Here is a 19,914-nt window from a genome sequence, read left to right on the forward strand (position 1 = left end):
TTTTCCTGGGCGGCCGATGGCCGCCGTTCAATCGGCCTTGATGCCGTTTTCCTTGATGACGCGCGCCCAGCGTTCTTCTTCAGCCCGCACGTAGCTGTCCAGCTCCGGCGGCGGCCCGGCATTGATCACGAGGCCTTCGTGCTCGATCTTGCGTACGAAGTCGGGCGCGCGCGCCGCCTTGCGAGCGGCGGCGTTGAGCCGGTCGATGACGGCCGCCGGCGTGGCGGCGGGCACGTACAGGCCATACCAGCTTTCCACCACATAGCCCGGCACGCTGGCGGCGATGGCCGGCACGCCCTTGAATGCGGGCGAAGGCTCGGCCGTGGTCACGCCGAGCGCGCGCAGCTTGCCGCTGTCGACGAAGTTGGAGACCGCCGCCGCGGTGGCGAACATCATGTCGACCTGGCCGCCCAGCAGGTCGGTCAGCGCCGGACCGGCACCGCGGTAGGGAATGTGCGTGAGCTTGACCTTCGCGAGGTTGGCGAGCATCTCGCCGGCCAGGTGCGCGGAGGTGCCCGCGCCTTGCGATGCATAGGTCAGCTTGCCGGGATTGGCCTTCGCCGCGGCGAGCAGGTCGGCCACGGACTTGTAGGGGCTGTCGGGCCGCACCACCAGCACGTTGGGTCCGCGACCGATGAGCATGACAGGCGCGAAGGCCTTGTTGCTGCCGTAGGGAAGCTTGGGCTGCAGTGCCGGGTTGACGGCGTGGGCGAACGAGGCGACCACTACGCTGTACCCGTCCGGCGCGCTCTTGGCCACGTTGTCCGTGCCGATCAGCGTTCCCGCGCCCGGCTTGTTGTCGACGATCACGGGCTGGCCCAGATCCTTGGACATTTCGACGCCCAGAGTGCGGGCGATGATGTCGGTGCCCCCGCCCGGAGCGAACGGCACGACGAAGCGGATGGGCTTGTCTGGGTAGGCGGCGAACGCCGCGCCGAAGGCCGCGAGGCCCAGGAAGAGAAAGAAAAGCGCGCGCAGCCGGCGCAGGCAATAGGCAGCCATGATCTGATGTCTCCAGAACCAAGTGTTGAATCCCGTTGTGGTCGCGAACGTTCTTGGCTACGCCGCGGATGGGTTGCGCGGACTTTAGGAGGAAGTGATCGAATCAGGGGATGCAAATTCCATTGGCTGGAATTTCCCTATGATGATTTGCTGCTTGCAAGACCTCCTCAGCCCACGCCATGACCGATCAAGCCCGCTTTTTCCTCGACCACAAACCCGGTCGATCGCCCGCGAACCGCTCGCTGGAACGGGGGATAGAGATCCTTCGTGCGTTTCGTCCCGGCTCGGAGCTGCTGGGCAATGGCGAACTGGCCGAGCGCACGGGCCTCTCCAAAGCCACGGTGAGCAGGCTCGCACAGACGCTCGTCGGCACCGGCATGCTGCAACTCGACAAAGCCGAGCGCGCCTACCGGCTGGCGCCCGGGGTCTTGAGCCTTTCTCATGCGATGCGAACCGCATCGCGGGTCTTGCAGGCGGCGGCTCCGCGCATGCTGGAGCTGGCCAGGAAGCGCCACATCAATGTGGGGCTGGCTGCGCCCGACCGGGAAGAGATGGTCTACCTGGAATCCATCCGGTACGCCAAGCGCGCGGCGCTGCGCCACGTGGTTTCCGGCCAGCGCGTGCCGATGGAACTCACTTCGCTCGGGCGCGCGTACCTGGCCGCGCTCACACCGCGTCCCCGGGCCCAGCTGATGCAGCTTCTTTCACGACGTCGCCTGCACTGGAAGGGCATTCAGGCCGAGATCAAGCAGGCATGCGCCGATGTGCAGGAAAGAGGTTTTTGCGCCGCCTCCTGGCAGCCTGAAGTGGTTGCGCTGGCCACGCCGCTGGAAGTGGAAGGCTCGATCTACGCGCTGAATGTCAGCCTCTCGACGAGCGAGTCGATCGCGGAGATCGCGCGGGAGCTGGGACCGTCGCTTATCGGCTTGGCGCAGGCCGTTCGCCACGACCTGGCCCTGCAGGAGCCGAGGTTCGGTTGAGGCCACGGGCAGGAGGCCATCCTTGATGCCTGTCCGATATCGAAGGCCGCCAGCGCATGCATGACCGCAGGATCTGCTGCAGCGACTCGCACAACGGCAGCCTGCTCTGTGCAAGCCCCTCATTGAAGCACCGGTACAAGGGGCACGCAGCCTAAGCTTTGCTTCCAGGATGCCCGGCCCCCCTGGCACCGACTGACAGCTTCACCAAAAACATCGCGCATCGCGCAGGAACAATCAATGACCCAGGCCCTGGTACTGCATCGCGCCGACGGCGCGCCCGTTTCAACCGCCTTTCGCAGGGCTGCGTTCGGCAAGGACGATCCTTTTGCGCGACATCGCGAGATCGCGTGGGAAGGACCGGGCTCGATGAGCGCGGGCCGCACCAGCTTCATCGGTGAGCTCGAAATCGCAAGCTATCCCCACATCGAGACCATCGTCGTGGTCGAGGGAGAGCTGACCCTGACAGCGGCCGGGGCGGCCCCGGTGGTGGTGGGTCCCCAGGCGGGCGTCGTCATAGGATGCGGTACCTCGCTCCATGTCCAGGCCGGGTCTCGCGTGCGTTTCGTGTTCTGCGCCGCTGCTTGCGAGAAGCCGACCAGGCGCGGTCTCTTTCCCCTGTACGCCGACGCCAACTTCAAGCCCTCCGCCACGCTGCCCGCGGAAGTGCTGCTGGGCCCCTCGCCGGAGTGCCGCAGCGACAACGTCTTCATCGACGACAGTGCGCAATACAGTGCCGGCACGTGGGACTCGACGCCCTACCACCGGATCGTTCGCCCGCATCGCGTGAACGAGTTCATGCATCTCCTGGCCGGCAGCGTGCGATTCGCCGCCCCTGATGGCAGCGTGCTGTCATTGGGTACGGGCGATGCACTTTTCGTGCCCCAGGGTGCACCGATCGGGTGGGAAAGCAGCGATCGCGTGGCGAAGTTCTACGTGGTCCAGACCGTCCAGGGCTGAGGCGTCGAGCGCGCTGCGTCATGTCTCCTCCGCTGAACCACGTCCACACGTCCTCCAAGCTGCCGGCCCGCGCCGATGTCGTCGTGATCGGCGGCGGCATCATCGGCGTCTTCAGCGCCTACTTCCTGGCAAAGCGCGGTTTGTCGGTCGCCCTCGTCGAAAAGGGCCGCATCGGCGCGGAGCAGTCGAGCCGCAACTGGGGCTGGTGCCGGCAGCAGAACCGCGACGCTCGCGAACTGCCGCTGGCGAGCAAGAGCCTCGACCTGTGGGAACAATTTGCCGCCGAGAGCGGTGAAGACACGGGCTTTCAGCGCTGCGGGCTCCTGTACCTCAGCAATGACGAGGCCGAGATTGCCCGCTGGGCCAGCTGGCGCGATTTTGCGAAGACCGCAGGCGTGACGACCCACATGCTGAGTGGCCGAGAGGCAGCCGAGCGCGGGCAGGCAACCGGCCGCGCCTGGAAAGGCGGGGTCTTCTCGCCCAGCGACGGCACCGCCGATCCCGCCAAGGCCGCGCCCGCGGTGGCCGCCGCGCTCATCAAGCTCGGCGGCAGCGTCCACCAGGACTGCGCGGCCCGCGGCATCGAGACGGAAGGCGGACGGGTCAGCGGCGTGATCACGGAAGCCGGCGTCATCAAGACACGCACGGTCGTGATGGCGGGCGGCGCCTGGGCGTCATCGTTCTGCCGCCAGCTGGGCATCCGTTTTCCGCAGGCCTCGGTCCGCCAGTCCATCATGAGCGTGTCGCCTGTGGCGCATCGCTTGCCGGCGGCCCTGGTCAGCGGGAACGTGTCGGCCACGCGCCGCAACGACGGACGCTACGCACTGGCCATCAGCGGCCGCGCGCGCGTGGACGTGACGCCGCAGTTCATGCGCTTCGCGCCGCAGTTCGTGCCAATGTTCGCCAAGCGCTGGCGCAACCTTCGCCCGGGCGGCCTGGAGGGCATTCGAGGTGGCCATGAAACGCTGGCGAGGTGGCGCCTCGACGCGCCGACGCCGATGGAGCGGGTGCGCATCCTCGATCCCAAGCCCGACATGTCCGCGATCAGGGAGACCCACCGCCGCGCCGTCGAACTGCTGCCCCAACTCGGCGAAGCCAGGATCACGCACGCCTGGGCCGGCTACATCGACAGCACGCCGGACGGTGTTCCCGGCATCGGCGAGGTGCCGGGCATCCCGGGATTCATTCTGGCAGCGGGCTTCTCGGGGCACGGTTTCGGCATCGGCCCCGGCGCCGGCCACCTCATCGCGGATATCGCCAGCGGTGCCGAGCCGATCGTGGATCCCGCACCGTACCGGCCGGAGCGGTTCAACGGCTCGGCATGGGGCAAGGTCGCCGATTTCTAGGCCGCGCGATGTGGTCGTGATCGACGGCTGAACGGCGCCGTCAAAAATGTCGGAGCCCCTTCGGATTGACAAAGAAACTGCTCGGTATCCACAGCGATATGGCATCTCCTGCATAGGGGGCAAACCTAGACTTGTTTCATCTCAACGCAGCAGGTCTACCGATGATCTTCAAACCCAAATTCATCAGCTTCGATTGCTATGGCACGCTCATCAACTTCGAGATGGGCCCGACGGCGAAGGTCTTGTTCAAGGACCGCGTTCCAGCCGACCGGATGCCGGCGTTCCTCGACAGTTTCAAGGCCTACCGCCTCGATGAGGTGCTGGGCGAGTGGAAGCCTTTTTTCGACGTGGTGGAAAACGCCATCCAGCGTGCCTGCAAGGCGCACGGCATCGAATGCCTGGCATCGGATGCCGTCTCGTTGTACGAAGCCGTGCCGACCTGGCAGCCGCATCCGAACGTGGTCGAAGTGCTGGAGGCCATCGCGCCGCATGTGCCGCTGGTGATCCTGTCGAACTCGATGGTCGACCTCATTCCCCACAGCGTTGCGCACCTCAAGGCGCCCTTCCATGCGGTCTATACCGCCGAGGAAGCCCGCGCCTACAAGCCGCGCATGCAGGCCTTCGAGCACATGTTCGACCGGCTGGGATGCGGGCCCGGCCAGATGATGCATGTCTCGTCGAGCTTCCGGTACGACCTGATGACGGCATCCGATCTCGGCTTCATGGCCAAGGCCTTCATCGACCGGGGCCACGAGCCCACGTCGACCGAATACGGCGTGAACCGCCTGACGGACGTTCGCCAGCTTCCGGCGCTGCTCGGACTCTGATGTCCAGCCTTGACTCCCGCCCTGGCGAGGGCGCGATGCCTGAAGAACACCCGGACGAGGCCGCTGCACTGAGCACCGCGGCGCCGAATCTGGCGCCGGCCGAGGTGCAGGCGCTGGTGGCGCGCCTCTACGGCCTCGAGGTCGGCGTGAAGCCACTGGCCGGCGAGCGCGACCAGAACTGCGCCCTGGAATCCGCCGACGGCACGCGCTACGTATTCAAGGTCAGCAACACGTCCGAGCCGGTGTCGCTGGTCGATTTCCAGATCGCCGCCATCGAACACATCGCCCGCACGTCACCCAGCCAGCCGGTTCCCCGCGTCGTGCGGATGCTGGACGGACGCGCGCGCGGCACCGTAGCGCTCGCCGACGGCACCCGGACCACCGTGCGCATGCTCACGTACCTGGAGGGCATCCAGATCCGGGAGACGCCGCGCACCGCCGCACAGCGCATCGCGATGGGCAAGGGTCTGGCCGAACTGGACCTCGCCCTGCAGGGTTTCACGCACCCTGCGGCCACGCACGACCTGCTGTGGAACGTGTCGGCGGCGCACCGGCTGACCGCGAAGCTCGACAGCCTGGTCGAAGGACCGCGACGTACGCTGGCCCGATCGTTCATGACACGCTTCACCGGGCATGTGCTGCCCCGACTCGCGTCGGTGAGGGCGCAGGTGATCCACAACGACTATCACCTCTACAACGTGCTGGTCGCACCGCATGACCAGGCGCGCATCACCGGCATCATCGATTTCGGCGACATGCTCCATGCACCGCTGGTCGGCGAGGTCGCGACGGCTGCCGCCTTCCACATGGCCGGCAATGCAGACCCGTTCGAAGGGCCGGCGCAGTTCATCGGCGCCTACCAGGGCGTTCTGCCGCTGACCGCGCCGGAGCAGGACATCGTTGCCGACCTCATGGCGACGCGCCACCTCATCACGGTGTTGATCTCGGAGTGGCGCGCCCTGCGCTACCCCGAAAACCGCGCCTACATCATGCGGCACAACCCCGCGGCCTGGGAGGCGCTGTCGCAGATGGCGGACCTCTCCCGCCACGAGGCGCGCGACCGCTTGCTGACCCCCACACGAACCGGAGCCTCCTCATGAAAACCACCGCCGACTTCAACATGGTCAACGCCTACATTCCAGGCCGCGCCAACGTCGGGCCCGCCACCGAGGCAATGATCGAACGGCGCAATGCGCTGCTCGGCCCCGCCTATCGGCTGATGTACGAACACCCGCTGCACATCGTGCGCGGCGACGGCGTCTGGCTGATGGACCCTGAAGGCCGCCGCTACCTCGACGTCTACAACAACGTGACCTCGCTCGGGCACTGCCATCCCGCGGTCACCGAGGCGATCTGCCGCCAAGTGCAGACGCTCGCGACCAACACGCGGTACCTGCACGACACCATCCTCGAGCTGGCCGAGCGCCTGATCGCGAGCGTCCCCGGAACGGACCTTGCCCACCTGATGCTGACCTGCACCGGCAGCGAGGCCAACGACCTGGCTTATCGCATCGCCAAGGTGCGCACCGGCGGCACGGGTGTGATCGTGACCGACACGGCCTATCACGGCATCACCGACGCGGTGTCGCAGTTCTCGCCATCGCTGGGCGTGACGGTCGCCCTCGGCCCGCACGTTCGGCTGGTCCCGGCGCCGCGCCTGTACCACGCCGAAGGCGCCGACCTTGGAGAGCGCTTCACGCGCGACGTGGAGGCCGCGATCGCCGAACTGCAGCGCCACGGCATCAAGCCGGCGGCCTTGATCGTCGATTCGCTTTTCACCAGCGACGGCATCCTGCCCGAGCCTGCGGGCTTCCTGAAGGGCGCGGTCGAGGCGATCAAGCGCGCCGGCGGCCTCTTCATCGCCGACGAGGTGCAGCCGGGCTTCGGTCGCACCGGCGAGCACATGTGGGGCTTCCAGCGCCATGGCCTGGTTCCCGACATCGTCACCCTGGGCAAGCCGATGGGCAACGGGCAGCCCATCGCGGGCCTGCTCGCGACCGCAGACGCGCTGGCGGAATTCGGCAAGCACTCGCGCTACTTCAACACCTTCGCGGGCAACACGGTCTCTTGCGCAGCCGCGTTGGCGGTGCTGGAGACCATCGAACGGGAGCGGCTCATGCCGCATGCCGACAAGGTCGGCAAGTTGCTGCGCGACGGCATCGCCGGGCTCGCAGCAAGGCACGAGGCCATTGGCGACGTGCGCGGAGCGGGGCTCTTCGTGGGGGTCGAGCTCGTATCGGACCGCGCGACACGCGCGCCGGATCGCGGCTTGACCAGCCGGGTGGTCAACCTGATGCGCGACAAAGGCGTGCTGCTCAGCGCCTGCGCCCAGGGGCACAACGTGCTCAAGATCCGCCCGCCGCTGGTCCTCTCGGCGGAGCAGGCCGGCATGGTGATCGACGCGCTCGACGAGTCGCTCGCCGAGGCGCAGCGCACGCCGCCCGAGTCGACCTGAACGTACGATGGCGCGATGGGATCAGCAGTTTCCTTCGACCGGTTCGACCTCAAGATCCTCGTGCATCTCCAGCGCGAGGGGCGCTGCTCGAACGTCGACCTGGCGGAGTCGGTGGGCCTGAGCCCCAGCCCGTGCCTTTTGCGCACGAAGCGGCTGCAGGAAACCGGGCTGATCCGCGGCTACGGCGCCGACATCGCGCTGGAAAAGCTGGGCGACCACGTCATCGTGTTCTCGGAGGTCACCATCAGCAGCCACCGCCCGCACGATTTCCGCAAGTTCGAGGAAGCCGCCGCGAAGTACGAGGAGATCGTCGAGTGCTACAACGTCAGCGGCGGCTACGACTACCTGCTGAAGATCGTGGCGCCGGGCATCGGCTACTTCCAGGCGGTGATGGACAAGATGCTGGAAGACGACATCGGCATCGAACGCTTCGCCAGCCGGATCGTCCTTCGCCATTCGCTCGGGCGCCGAGGGTATCCGCTGGGCATCATCGCGGCGCAAAAGCGGTGGGAGTGAGGTTGTGCGCTCCGGGGCTCGGGGCCGGGCTGCCGCGAGATGAACGGCAACCATTCATAGGAATTTGCTCTTTTCAATAGATTGCCGAGCAGCAGAGTATTTTGTTCTGAAAATAAAACCGCAGCTTGGATCCGACCACAGACCTGGGACGCGGGGGAGAAAGAACAGGCCTATAGAGGTAACGACTTCCAACAGGTAAAACTTGATTTGGCTGTATCAGTCCGTGGAGCGCAGCCGTCCTCATAACTTCATGGGTGCCTTCACCAATGATTCCTATTTTTTCCGTGTAGGCGTAAACCTCCACTGAATACCAATCGATTTCGATCAAGCGGCTGGCAAAGTTGTGGCCTGTCGAATAGCCAATGTCGTCGTCCACGACATTTCCAGTACTTGAACCCACCGCGGCATTACATACGATCAAGACGAATCGCGATGGCTCGTTAAGCCCGGAGCTGACAAGGGCGTCTATTAATTGGACGCTTGACAATAATCTGCCGCCGAGCGAAACACCCCTGTTCGTTGGAAATCTTTGATCAACACAATGATGTCCGATGATAAAAACTTTATCGTAATTCAAAGAGCCGAGAAGTTTGGGCTGCGGTCTCTGACCATTATCGACATGCCAGACGATGCTTCCGTCGGCCTGGTTGATGGAAATGCGATGGACAGCATAGCTTTTGCTGATCAACCGCGTTTTCAATGCGGCCGAGCTATCCTCGCCCGAGACGTAAACAATCAATGCTGATTTTGGCATGACTCTATCTTTTGAAGATTGTTTGGCTTCCCTTGATTCCAGGAAAAGGCTTTAAAAGCAAATTCTGGCCATGCAAAGCGCATTACCTTCCATATTGGGCACATCGTCTGCGAGTGACACACGTCCAGACAGACCGGACAAGGCCGTGTCAGCTCGCATCGCTCACGTCCAGTTCTTCTGCACCCAACCGCGCACCGCCGCCCACTCGGGCGAGGTCTTGATGTAGTTCTGCGTCGCACTCACCAGTTCGCCCACGTGCTCGTAGTCGTCCAGGCCGAACGGCCGGGCCAGCGGTACATTGCCTCGCATGTAGTTGCCGCCGAGCATCTGCCCGGCCTGGGTCGCTGCCAGCTCCGCGGTGGCATCCATGGTGAGGTTGAGCAACGCCGTGGCCGGCACCACGCCATTGCTGAACGGCCACAGCCAATGCGTGACGCCCCAGTCCAGCGGATTGGACACGGCGCCGGGCGACACGCCCACCGGATTGACGCCGGTGCCCAGCGACAGCATCACGATGTCCGACGGGGCGCTGGCGTAGCCCTGGTAGAGCGCTTCCACGATCGCCGTCATCGAGGGGTTGTTGGCGAAAGTGCCGCCGTCGGCGAAGTAGCCGAAGCCGCCGACCTGGTACGGCGGGAAGTACGTCGGCGCGGCCGAGGTGGCCAGCGCGGCGTCCACCATGCTGATGCCGCGGTAGGCGTTGTTCCGGCCGTTGGAGATGGTGCACGGGACCCAGCTTTTCTGGTTCGCATCCCACAGCCGCGCGGAGTTGACGGCCACGAAGCGGCTCGCCGACGACAGCGCGCCATTGCCCACCAGTTGCTGGGCGACGGTCTGCAAGCCGGTATTGACGTACTGGCACTTGAAGATGCCCGGGCCGCTGCCCAGCAAGTCTTCCGTCGACTGCGCCGGGGCCCGGTCCTGTTGCCTGGCTTGTGCATCCAGCAACCAGCCGTTGGGCTGGAAGATCTTGGCGCCGTCGTTCTGGTAGACGTTGACGATGGCATCGATGTCCACGTTGTTCACCAGGCCCAGCGAGATCAGGCCGCCGGTGGAGGTGCCGGCGAAACCGTCCGCGCCTTTGACGATGCCGAAGCGCTGGTCGAGGTCCTGGATCAGCAGCGCCGTGATGACGCCGCGAATCCCGCCGCCGTCGCAGCAGAGAATCTTGAAAGACATGGCTACGCTCCTTGCTTGAGTGGACGGGCAGTCGGAGCGCTCTGGCCCGTTGGCGCCCTGACGAAACCCGAAAGCATGAGCACTGTGGCGCCTCTTGAGGCGCCGATCCATTTCATTCCATTACAGGCCCGGACCGGGTTCGACAGGCGCCAGTGGCGGGGCCGATGTTGAAGACCGAGAACAACTGCGCTCGACGCTGGCCTAGGTCCAGCCCGATGGGCAGCCTGGCGCCGACCTTTTCACAGGTGCGCAGGGTCAGCCGCCAGGTGAAAAAGCGAGTTCGAAGCTCACTGCGTCGCCCTCCGGGCAGGTCAGCGCGATCCCGCCTTCCACCAAGCGGATGTCGAACGCGTGCGACGCCGCCAGATGGTTGCCCGTGCCGTGCGCGACGCTCCGCGCGCCCTGCGTGAGCGTCCAGAGGCCGCAGTTCGACAGCCGCCCGATCTCGATATCGAAACCGCCCCGGCTTGCCGCGCAACGGCGCACGGTGAAGTGCAAGCGCCGCGCGCCGGGTTCGACATGCGCCTGCAGCACATCGATACCGTCGTCCACTCGCGTCAGTGCCGGATCGCGATGGTGCGACGCAGGCCAGGGCTCGTTGTACAGCCGCCAGAGCCCATCGGGCACATTCAGGCTCGCGTAGCCCAGCAGCACGTTGCCGGTCATGGCCTCCACCAGGGTTCGGTAGCCGTCCTTGTCCGCCAGCGTATCGTTGCGCGGGTAATGAAACCCGCCGTCGCGCCAACTCGGCGACATGAAGCGTTCCGCATGCTTCATGAGGCCGTCGAGCACTGCCGTATCGCCCATCTCCGACGCCCAGGTGGCGGCCCAGCCGAAGTCGGAGTCGTCGTTGACGATCTTCTGTCCCATCACCTCGGGCCGCTCGACGGAGCGAACCGACAGCATGTCCTCAGGCTCGCGGATGAGCCAGCCTGCAATCTGCGCGGGGTAATGGGTGTGCACGAACTCCCGGTTCCACATGTTCATCAGCGTGCCGCACCAGGCGTCCACCCAGGGAGACGGGCCGGCATTGTCCCGCACGGCACGTGTGTCCTGCGACATCATGGTGTTGTAGTGGCCATTGGCGCCCAGGCGCCCGAACTGCTCCCATGCCTTCTGGTAGCCCTGTGTCACTTCCTCTGCCATGGATTCGCCGGTGACCAGGTCGTGCATGCGAAAGCCGAGGATGGCGGGCTGGTTGCAGATCTGGAAAACGCAGTTGGGCTCGCATGCCACGCCGACGTAGCCGCTCTCGACCATTTGCCAGTAGATGTGCTGGTTGAGACTCTTCTGGTCGTATTCGAAGCGCCGCTCCTTGCCGCCCCAGAAGAACGACCAGTAGCTGAACGTCAATGCACCCGGTGCGGCGTAGCGGTCGTCGTCGAAAAGGTAGTTGTACAGGAGCGCCATCGACTGCACGTAGGCGCTGTACATGATGTTGTCGCGCCCGACCGGATCCCAGTCCTCGGCGTAGCCACCGGACAGGTGCGCGTTGAACACGCTGCCCCCGCGGCTCACGCGCGCCCAATACATCCACACCTCGGGCAGCAGCATCTTCTGCATGAAGCGCTCGAACACGGGCTTGAAGACGCCCGGCGCCGCCGGCAGGCGGTGGCGGTGCGCGAGCGCCATGGCGTAGGCCATGTACGCGAGCTGGAACCGGTAGCCACCGAAGTCGTCCTGTCCGGTGCCGCGGCCCTGCATGAAGGACCAGTCGTTGACCGGCTGGCGCGACAGATTGGCAAAGTGCCGCAGGTGGCCGGCCTGCCGGTCGTCCAGGCGAAGCGTTTCAGGTGGCTGCACTTGCATTGGCATCGGCATTGCGCTCCAGGTGCTTGCGAAGACGAGTGGATACCGTGGAGGCATCCAGCGTTTCGGCAAAGTGAGTGGCGTAGCGCCCGCCCGGCGCCATGAAGTAAGCGAGCGCGGTATGGGGCACGACGTAGCCGCCCGGTGCGCTGTCGTCTTCGATGGGCTCCGCGAATACGCGAAACGACTTCTTGGCGGCCGTGACCTGGTCGGGCGACCCTGTCAGCCCCAGGAAGCCGCCGGCATGGGCCGTGTATTTCGACAGGTAGTGCCGCAGCACTTCAGGCGTGTCGCGCGCCGGGTCGACCGAAATGTAGAGCGGCTGCACGCGCTCGGCCAATGGGCCAAGCATCTCCAGCGCCGCACCGAGTCTCGCGAGTTCGCGAGGACACACCACCGCGCAGTGCGAGAACCCGAAGAATACCAGGAGGTACTTGGCGCCGAAACTGCGTTCGTTCACGGGCCGGCCGAAGTGATCGACGAGATCGAACCGGCCACTGACCGGCGCCGATGACGCAACAGGGGTTGCAGCGACAGCGCCGCAACAGCAGGACGCAGTGGAGTCGGTGGGAGTTTCGCGCATGGACGGATTTTATTTGAACGCGTTCAATAACTTATGGGGTTTTCCCGCCCGCTCCTATACTTTTGCGTTCCATCACCCCGGTTTCATCGATGCCATTCCGCAAACCAAGCAGCGAGGTTCTCAGCCGCGCGCGCACCCCCGAGGACAAGGAGCGGGTCAAGGCCGCATTCGTCGCCGCGGGCCGGCGCCTGGTCAGCCAGGAGGGCATGGCGGCAGTTTCGCTGCGCCGCGTGGCCACCGAGGCCGGCTATGCCCCTGGCGCGATCTACCAGTACTTTCGCGATCAGCAGGACCTGTTCTTCAACATCCGCAGCGAAGACATGCAGGCCGCGACCGAGAAGTTCAGGCGCATGGTTGCGCGCACGCCTGACCCGGTGGAGCGCGTGAAGAAGCTGTTCATCGGCACGGCCGACTACTGGCTGTCGCACATGGAGGATTTCCTCGTCATCTTTCCCGCGCCCGGGGCTCGTGTCGCGACAGACGGTTTCGCCAAGTCGCAGGCGGTGCGCGAGATCCTCGCGCTGTACTACGAGACGGTTGACGCGTTGTTCGAAACGCTTCCAGAGCGCTCGGTGCCGTCGCGCACCGCCGCGGACCTGTTGCTCGCCGCGGTGCACGGCACAGTGCTGTTCCCGCACATGACGCCTGGCATGCCGTGGACCAACACGCGCACGATGGTCCGGCTGCTGGTGACGACGATGGTCGACCAATGGGTGGAGAGCGGAAGGCCGAAAGGCGCCGCGCACAAGGCCGTCGTAGGCGCGCCTGCGGAGAAGCGGCGATCGGTATCGGCGAAACGGCAATCGTGACCTGCTGGCGCATGTGGCGGCTGTACAGGCTGGCCAACCTGTCGGTGCGCAAGCGCCGCAAGGTCAAGCAGGTCGCTGGCGAGCGCCAGCAGCTCTGGTGGGCCTGGAGCACAACAGCCCCGCCCACCTGCAGCGGGTGTGCGAAGCCATGAACCACCCGCGTGATGGCCTCCAGTTGTTCGCTGCCAGCTCTGCAGGAGCCTTTTTGGCGAAAAGACGCTGGCGCGAGGGCTGCTGCACGGCCGCGGCGCTGGTCGGCATGGCGCGTGGCAAATACGCGAACAAACGGGGCATAGGTCGCATGTGACCTCGGTCAAGTACATTCGGCCAGTGAGCAAGCGCCAGGCTCCGAGCCTGCTGTGAAGCGCTTCAAGACTGCCCGCAAGGGACAATTCCGTTCACAAGAGCACGTAGAGGGCAACCATGGCTGGTTGGGACAGTGGTTTGATGGGCGCTGTTGTTGCAGCGTCGCGGGCTGCCTCGGACGCGTCGCGTTGGCAGGAGATGCTGTCTGCGCTGTGCCTGCGCTTCGACGCCACGGCCGCATGCGTGCACACGCCGCAAAACACCGACGGCGAGCGCGGCCTGTTCGTCGATCACGGCTTGCCCACGCACACGCTGCCCGATTACGTGAGCTACTGGGCCCCCAGAGACCCCTGGATGGCCAGCGCTGCGGCCAAGGGCACTTGCGTGCATGCGGGCGAGGTCAGCATCGGGCGCGAACTGGTCGATTGGGACACGCTCGACCGCCTGGACTACTTTCACGAGTTCGCGGCCCCTACCGGTGTCAAGGGCCTGCTTGCGATGATCGTCGACGACGGCACGCAACCGTCCGTGGCGCCCTTCACCGTCATTGGGCTGTACCGCCGCCCGGGCCGGGAGGAGTTCAGCTTTCAGGACAAGCGCGCCTTCCAGGCCGTGCACGCGCCGCTGCAACTCGCGCTGCACGCGCACTGGGCGCTGAACCGCAGCGTCGCCGTCGAGCGCGAAACGCTCGAGTTGCTCGACGCCGTGCCCAAGCCGCTGATGCTGCTGGCGCGCGACGCCCGCGTGCTGCATGCGAACACGGCCGCCGCCGGCCTGCTGGCGCGAAACGGCTGGGTGGGCACGCGCTACGGCATGCTCGTGCGCATGGGGCAACTCGGCGTGGACGCGATCGGTGCCTCGCTGCGCCTGGTCGCGCAGGGTCAGTTGCAGACGCATGCGCTTTGGAAGCCCGGGCCCGCCGGTGCTCGAGCCACGGCGCGGATGGTGCCGCTGGAGCAGCGCAATGCCACGCGCCTGAAATGGCCCGACGCGGTTGCTCTGCTCATGATCGACGAGCCCGAGGCTCTGTCGCCCGAGCGTCGGCTGGCGCAGGTTGCCGTGCAGTTCCGCCTGAGCCCGACCGAACTGAAGCTCACGCAAGCACTGATGCAGGGCGACACGCTCGCCCGCTTTGCCGAGCACCAGTCAATCGCGATCAGCACGGTGCGAACGCACCTTCGTCACATCTTCGAAAAGACAGGCGTGCGGCGACAGGGAGACCTCATTCGGCTGGTCGGCGAGGCGCAAGGCCGAGCGGCATAGTGCAGAACTGCCAATCCGCCGCAGCAGGCGTGCGTGTCGCCAACTAGCGCCGCAAGAGAAGCGCTGGATCGATCTTGCGATCTTCGCGCAGCATCGTTTCGATCGCCGCTGCGGGAAGCGCCGCGCTGAACCAGTAGCCCTGCATCTGATCGCACTGGTGAGCCGCCAGCAGCGCCGCCTGGCCTTCGCTTTCGACGCCCTCGGCAAGTACCTTCATCTGCAACTGGTGTGCCATCGTGATGATGGCGCGGGTGATCGACGCGTCTTCTGCCAGCGCGGTGACGTCGGGCACCAGCGAACGGTCGATCTTGACGACGTCCACCGGCAGCCGGCGCAGGTAACTCAGGCTCGAGTAGCCGGTGCCGAAGTCGTCGAGAGAGACTTCGACGCCAAGCGCGCGCAGCGCTTGCAGGTGCTGCACCGCCTGGTCGAAGTTGCCGATCAGCATGCTCTCGGTGACCTCGACGCCGAACAGCCGGGGATCGAGGCCCGCCGAGGCGAGCAGGCCTTCGATGCGGCGTGCCAGGTCCGGATGCAGCAACTGGCGCGCCGACAGGTTGACCGCCATGCGCAGAGGCGGCAGCCCTGCCTCCTGCCAGGCCGCGGCCTGCTCGATGGCGCGGCGCAGCACCCAGTCGCCGATGGCGACGATCAGGCCGGTCTCTTCGGCGATGGGGATGAAGCGATCCGGCGCGACGCGGCCCAGCGTCGGGTGATGCCAGCGCAGCAATGCCTCCACGCCCACGATGCCGCCATGCGCAAGATCGGCTTGCGGCTGGTAGTGCAGATCGAGCTGCTCGTCGCGCAGCGCTTTGCGCAGCGCTGTCTCCAGAGCCAGCCGGTCGGGGTCGTCGTCGTGCGGTGCACCGGCGTAGACGCTGGCCTGGTTGCGTCCCAGCATCTTGGCCTGGTGCAGTGCGGCGCTGGCGCGGCGCAGCAAGGTGTCCGCGTGGTCGCCGTCGGCGGGTGCCGTGGCGATGCCGATGCTGCAGGTCATATGAACCTCCTGCCGCGCGATCGACATCGGACGGGCGATGCTGTCGAGCAGCGCCTGCGCCGTGTGCAGCACCGGCACGGATGGCGCCGGCATGACGATCACGAACTCGTCCCCGCCGCGGCGCGCCACCAGATCGCCGCTGCGCACGGTGCCGCTGAGGCGCTGCGCCACTTCGCGCAGCACTGCGTCGCCGATGTCTGCGCCGAGACCGTCGTTGATACGCTTGAAACGGTCGAGCTCCAGCACCAGAACCACGGTCTGGAGGCTGGTCTGCACCGTCGCGTTCAAGCGCTCCAGGAGCAGTTGGCGGTTCGGCAGCCCGGTCAGTTCGTCGAACTGCAGCAGTTGCAGGATGCGCCGCTCGGTGGCACGGCGTTCGCGCAGGTCGTCGATGCAGACATGCGCGAAGGACGCCTGGCCGCTGGTCACCAGGCTGACGGAGACGTCGACCGGAATCTCATGCCCCGCCTGGTGGCGCACGGTGGTCTCGAAGCGCAGCGAACCCCGGTCGCACAAGTCGCGCCAGCGCTGCGGCCACTGCGCCACATCGATCTGGGTTTCGATGTCGGGTACACGCAGCCGCAGCAGTTGCTCGCGATCCAGGCCCAGCAGCCGGCAGGCCGCCGCGTTGGCGTCGCGATAGGCACCGTCGGGCCCGACCTGCAACAGAGCGTCGTTGGCCTGTTCGACGGCTTGTCGCGTGAGCTGCAACTGGTGCTGCGCCTGCTCGCGTTCGCTCACGTCGCGCGCAGACGGTATCAACCACACCACGCGGCCAGCCGGGTCGTAAAGCGGCAGCAGCGAGAAGTCCATCGACAAGGTGGCGCCGCCGCTCGTGGCCACTCGCACGTCGAAGCGCGAGGCCTCGCCGCGCACCGCGCCGGCCAGCGCTTGCTGGAGCCGCTGTCGCGAGACCTCGCAGGCTTGCCACCAGGGGGTGGTGTCGAAACGCTGGCCGAGCACCTGCTCCGGCGCGCTGCCGATGGCCTGCAATGCCGCCTGGTTGGCATAGCGCAGCACGCCGTCGGGGTCGAGCAGCCCGGCGAAGATGGAGGGGCCCAGACGGTCCAGCACCTCCTGCAGGGTCATCTGCGGGCCCGCCGATGCGGGACTGGCCGCCATGCGCGTGAGCGCTGCATCGCGGCGCGGGTCACCCGGGAGGGCGTGTTTCTTGGGCATGGGCCAGTTTGTCCCGCAGCCACCGCTGGCGGCGTGTGCAGATGCGGGCCCGAACGACCGGATCAGATCGACGGTTGAGAAGCCGTCGCGTCGCGCGGTGCGTCGTCGACCAGCCTTGCCAGCGTGCGCGTGGCGCGTTCCAGCGTTTCATTCCAGGGCTGGCCGCAGGTCAACCGGATGTGGTGCCGGAACTCCGCCCGCGCAGAGAACATCGGCCCCGGGGCCAGGCTGATGTGCTGCGCCAGCGCGGCCCCGTGCAAGGCCATCGCGTCGACGCCGCTGGGCAACTCGACCCACACGAAATAGCCGCCCGCCGGCCGCACGACCCGCGTTCCGTCGGGAAAAAGCCGGTGCACGGCGTCGAACAGGCTGTTGCGCTGCGCCTGCAGCGACATTCGCAGGCTTCGCAAGTGCCGGTCGTAGCCACCTTCTTGGAGGTACGCTGCCAGCGCCGCCTGCACAGGAATCGAACCTGACAGGCTCGTCGACAACTTCAGCCGTTCGACCTCGCGTGTGAACCGGCCGGGCGCGGCCCAGCCGACGCGGTAGCCTGGAGCCAGGCACTTGGAAAACGACGAGCAGTGCAGCACCAGGCCGCGTCGGTCGAAGGCCTTGGCCGGCAGCGGGGCGACCTTGCCTTCGTAAAGCTCGGAATAGACATCGTCTTCGATCAACGGCACATCGTGCCGGGCGAGCAGCGCGACGAGGTCGCGCTTCTTCGCTTCGGGCATCAGGCTGCCCAGGGGGTTCTGAAAGGTCGTCATCAGCCAGCAGGCCTTCGGACTGTGGAGCGCCATCACCTGCGCCAGACGACCGAGATCGATGCCCTCGCGCACATGGGTCGGCACTTCGATGGCGCGCAGGCCCAGCCGCTGCAGCGCCTGCAACGCCACGTAGAAAGTGGGGGACTCCACCACCACCGCGTCGCCGGGCCGCGCAACCGCATTGAGGCACAGGTTCAATGCGTCCATCGCTCCGTGCGTGAGCACGATCTCGTCGCTAGCCACGGCAAAGCCTTGGCGCAGATAACGTTTCGCGATCTCGCGTTTGAGCTGCAGGTTGCCGGGCGGCAGGTCTTCGGCCATGCGCCAGGGGTCGAGCCGCCGCATGCTGGAGACCAGGGCGCGCCGCAACCTGTCCAGCGGAAACAGCGTCGGGCTGAGGAACGCAGAACCCAGAGGCACGATGTTGCGCGCGCGCGCGGAGCCGAGGCACGCGTAGATCAGGTCGTTGATCTCGACAGGCTGCGATCCGGATCGCGGCTGCGACATTTCCGGTGCCGGCAGCGACGTCCCGTCGGCGCGAGCCGTGACGAAGTAGCCCGACCGTGACACCGCGCGCACCAGGCCGCGCGATTCGAGCAGATAGTAGGCCTGGAACACCGTACTCGCGCTCAAGCCCCGGCTGGAACAGGCCTGGCGCACGGAAGGCAGGCGGTCGCCAGGGCGCAGCACGCCACCGGCAATCTGCTGCTCTAGCTCCAGAGCCAGAAGTTCGTACCGCGTCGAAGCAGCGTTCGGACGATGGGGCATGGTGTGGGCACCGCGCCTCGGTCGACTGCCGGCTGGGTGGGTGGGGTTCTGGCAGTCTACTGATTGCGCCCTGCGATGCAAGCCGTTGCAACCGGCACCCCGAACAGGATGAAGCGCTCAAGCAAGCGATGCGGCGGTTCAAACACGTGAGCACAAGCTTGAGAACATCTTCGAGACAGGCCGGGTGACCTTGCCGTCGTCAGTCGGCAGGGCACTCCAAGGCGCCGGCGCGTGGATTGGCGCCTTGGACGCCTGGGCCGGGGCCGTCGGCGGGGAGGCCCCAATCTGCCTTTGCAGCAGCGTTGCCGACCTTCACGACACCTGACTTGCTGTACTCCCACCTGTCGAAGTAGTTGGTCGGCAGAATCTGCGGTACGCCTGCGTCTTGCAGGAACGCCTTCAGCTTCGGCTGGTCGTCCACGCTTGTCGCGTAGTGGGTGCCGTAGTTGAGATCGAAAGCACTCAACGTGTTGGCGCGCTGGTTCTGGTGCGTCGGCATCAGGGTGCGCACGTCGAATGCCGGAACGATGATGCGCGCCTGGTTCACGACGCGAGCCTCGGGGCCCACTTGCCAGACATCGATGTGGGGGAGTTGCGCCTCCTTGACTGCTTTCGCCAGGTTGGCAAGCGGGGAGCCGTAAGTCACGCCGTTGGCCACGCGCGGTGTTGTGAGGTCTGTTCCCCCCGCACCGCTGTCGTTGACGAAGAGGCTGAGGACTTCGCCCTTCTTGCGGGTCTGCGCCGTGATGAGGTAGCCGAACGTCTCGGGGCCGCCCACACCGTTGCTGAACGCACCGCAGTCGACGCTATGGACATAGCGCACGACATGCACGTTCACGAACTTGTTCAGTTCGATTTTCTCGCCGCCGATCAGCGATGTGCATTGCGAAGCGGGCAGGCCGGCTGCGACCATCTTCTGGCACACCGTCGCTGGCGCGTACACGGGCTTGCCCGTCTGGCGACCCCACTCGGGAATCTGCAACGAATGGTCGCCGTGGTCATGGCCCACCAGAATTGCGTCGATGGTGCCCTCGTGCGTCAATGAAGCAAACGCTTTCTTGACCGACGCGGGATCCGGCGCAGACCCTTGCGCACGCGTTTCGCCGTCGAGCAGGATGCCCAGGTTGCCGAGCTGATAGTGGTAATTCGAGATGCCGAACCATGTGATCTTCATCGATTGGGGCGCATCTGCAAGGGGATCGGGCGGTGGTGTCTCGGTCGGGTTTGCGCCCACGGAGCTTCCCCCGGCTGGCTCCCCGCCGCTCCAGATCCCGGCGATCGGAACCTCCCCACCCGAGCCTCCGCCGCAAGCCACGAGTGTTGCCACCGCAACGCCGGTCACGGTTGCTGCAACCACCAGATCTCTGATCTTCATGCTCATTGTTGTCTCCTGTTTTTAGCCGGCAAAGGAAAAGCGGCC

Annotated in this window: 18 protein-coding genes; 10 read left to right on the forward strand and 8 right to left on the reverse strand. The window is 65.9% G+C overall.

Going from position 1 to position 19,914, the window contains the following annotated elements:
* Positions 1-27 precede the first annotated feature (27 nt).
* Positions 28-1,002, reverse strand: coding sequence for a tripartite tricarboxylate transporter substrate binding protein (locus tag ACWV14_RS36675; protein WP_454908732.1), 975 nt, complete (start codon positions 1,000-1,002; stop codon positions 28-30).
* A 179-nt stretch (positions 1,003-1,181) separates the two neighbouring features.
* Here ACWV14_RS36675 and ACWV14_RS36680 point away from each other — a divergent pair, with 179 nt between their 5' ends.
* From ACWV14_RS36680 to ACWV14_RS36710, 7 genes are all read left to right on the forward strand, one after another.
* Entirely contained in the window at positions 1,182-1,982 is an 801-nt protein-coding gene (locus ACWV14_RS36680; protein ID WP_454908733.1) for an IclR family transcriptional regulator, read from the forward strand.
* Positions 1,983-2,219: 237 nt separating this feature from the next.
* Positions 2,220-2,939 (forward strand): cupin domain-containing protein, encoded by a 720-nt coding sequence (locus ACWV14_RS36685; protein WP_454908734.1) that lies wholly within the window; start codon positions 2,220-2,222, stop codon positions 2,937-2,939.
* Positions 2,940-2,959: 20 nt separating this feature from the next.
* Positions 2,960-4,285, forward strand: a complete 1,326-nt coding sequence (locus ACWV14_RS36690; RefSeq protein ID WP_454908735.1) for an NAD(P)/FAD-dependent oxidoreductase — start codon at positions 2,960-2,962, stop codon at positions 4,283-4,285.
* A gap of 161 nt (positions 4,286-4,446) precedes the next feature.
* Positions 4,447-5,112 carry a haloacid dehalogenase type II gene (locus ACWV14_RS36695; RefSeq protein WP_454908736.1) on the forward strand — a complete coding sequence of 222 codons (666 nt, stop codon included), beginning with the start codon at positions 4,447-4,449 and terminating at the stop codon, positions 5,110-5,112.
* A gap of 35 nt (positions 5,113-5,147) precedes the next feature.
* Positions 5,148-6,212: a phosphotransferase gene (locus ACWV14_RS36700; RefSeq protein ID WP_454908737.1), complete on the forward strand. Its 1,065-nt coding sequence runs from the start codon at positions 5,148-5,150 to the stop codon at positions 6,210-6,212.
* On the forward strand, positions 6,209-7,567 hold the full coding sequence (locus ACWV14_RS36705) for an aspartate aminotransferase family protein (RefSeq protein ID WP_454908738.1): 1,359 nt from the start codon (positions 6,209-6,211) through the stop codon (positions 7,565-7,567). Before ACWV14_RS36700 ends, ACWV14_RS36705 begins: the two co-directional genes overlap by 4 nt.
* Positions 7,568-7,582: 15 nt before the next feature.
* Positions 7,583-8,083, forward strand: coding sequence for an Lrp/AsnC family transcriptional regulator (locus tag ACWV14_RS36710; RefSeq protein ID WP_454908739.1), 501 nt, complete (start codon positions 7,583-7,585; stop codon positions 8,081-8,083).
* A gap of 73 nt (positions 8,084-8,156) precedes the next feature.
* On the opposite strand, the gene ACWV14_RS36715 is transcribed toward ACWV14_RS36710, so the two are convergent.
* From ACWV14_RS36715 to ACWV14_RS36730, 4 genes are all read right to left on the reverse strand, one after another.
* Complete coding sequence (locus ACWV14_RS36715; RefSeq protein ID WP_454908740.1) at positions 8,157-8,837, reverse strand: hypothetical protein; 681 nt, start codon at positions 8,835-8,837, stop codon at positions 8,157-8,159.
* 162 nt (positions 8,838-8,999) lie between these two features.
* Positions 9,000-10,016, reverse strand: coding sequence for a patatin-like phospholipase family protein (locus ACWV14_RS36720; protein ID WP_454908741.1), 1,017 nt, complete (start codon positions 10,014-10,016; stop codon positions 9,000-9,002).
* 255 nt (positions 10,017-10,271) lie between these two features.
* A complete protein-coding gene (locus tag ACWV14_RS36725; protein ID WP_454908742.1) occupies positions 10,272-11,831 on the reverse strand; it encodes a linalool dehydratase/isomerase domain-containing protein in 1,560 nt (519 codons plus the stop codon).
* Positions 11,806-12,408 (reverse strand): SCO family protein, encoded by a 603-nt coding sequence (locus ACWV14_RS36730; protein ID WP_454908743.1) that lies wholly within the window; start codon positions 12,406-12,408, stop codon positions 11,806-11,808. The genes ACWV14_RS36725 and ACWV14_RS36730 overlap by 26 nt, the downstream gene beginning before the upstream one ends.
* An 89-nt stretch (positions 12,409-12,497) precedes the next feature.
* Here ACWV14_RS36730 and ACWV14_RS36735 point away from each other — a divergent pair, with 89 nt between their 5' ends.
* The 3 genes from ACWV14_RS36735 (at position 12,498) to ACWV14_RS36745 (ending at position 14,786) form a co-directional block, all read left to right on the forward strand.
* Positions 12,498-13,217, forward strand: a complete 720-nt coding sequence (locus ACWV14_RS36735; RefSeq protein WP_454908744.1) for a TetR/AcrR family transcriptional regulator — start codon at positions 12,498-12,500, stop codon at positions 13,215-13,217.
* A gap of 11 nt (positions 13,218-13,228) precedes the next feature.
* Entirely contained in the window at positions 13,229-13,369 is a 141-nt protein-coding gene (locus ACWV14_RS36740) for a hypothetical protein (protein WP_454908745.1), read from the forward strand.
* Between the two features lie 271 nt (positions 13,370-13,640).
* The gene (locus ACWV14_RS36745; protein ID WP_454912879.1) at positions 13,641-14,786 is read left to right on the forward strand and encodes a helix-turn-helix transcriptional regulator; all 1,146 of its coding nucleotides are present in this window, start codon (positions 13,641-13,643) and stop codon (positions 14,784-14,786) included.
* A gap of 43 nt (positions 14,787-14,829) precedes the next feature.
* Here ACWV14_RS36745 and ACWV14_RS36750 read toward each other — a convergent pair whose 3' ends face one another.
* The 3 genes from ACWV14_RS36750 to ACWV14_RS36760 form a co-directional block, all read right to left on the reverse strand.
* Positions 14,830-16,962, reverse strand: a complete 2,133-nt coding sequence (locus tag ACWV14_RS36750; protein ID WP_454908747.1) for a putative bifunctional diguanylate cyclase/phosphodiesterase — start codon at positions 16,960-16,962, stop codon at positions 14,830-14,832.
* A 62-nt stretch (positions 16,963-17,024) separates the two neighbouring features.
* A complete protein-coding gene (locus ACWV14_RS36755) occupies positions 17,025-18,494 on the reverse strand; it encodes an aminotransferase-like domain-containing protein (protein WP_454908748.1) in 1,470 nt (489 codons plus the stop codon).
* 199 nt (positions 18,495-18,693) lie between these two features.
* The gene (locus tag ACWV14_RS36760; RefSeq protein ID WP_454908749.1) at positions 18,694-19,875 is read right to left on the reverse strand and encodes an MBL fold metallo-hydrolase; all 1,182 of its coding nucleotides are present in this window, start codon (positions 19,873-19,875) and stop codon (positions 18,694-18,696) included.
* Positions 19,876-19,914: the final 39 nt, after the last annotated feature.

The organism is Variovorax durovernensis, assembly GCF_977011995.1.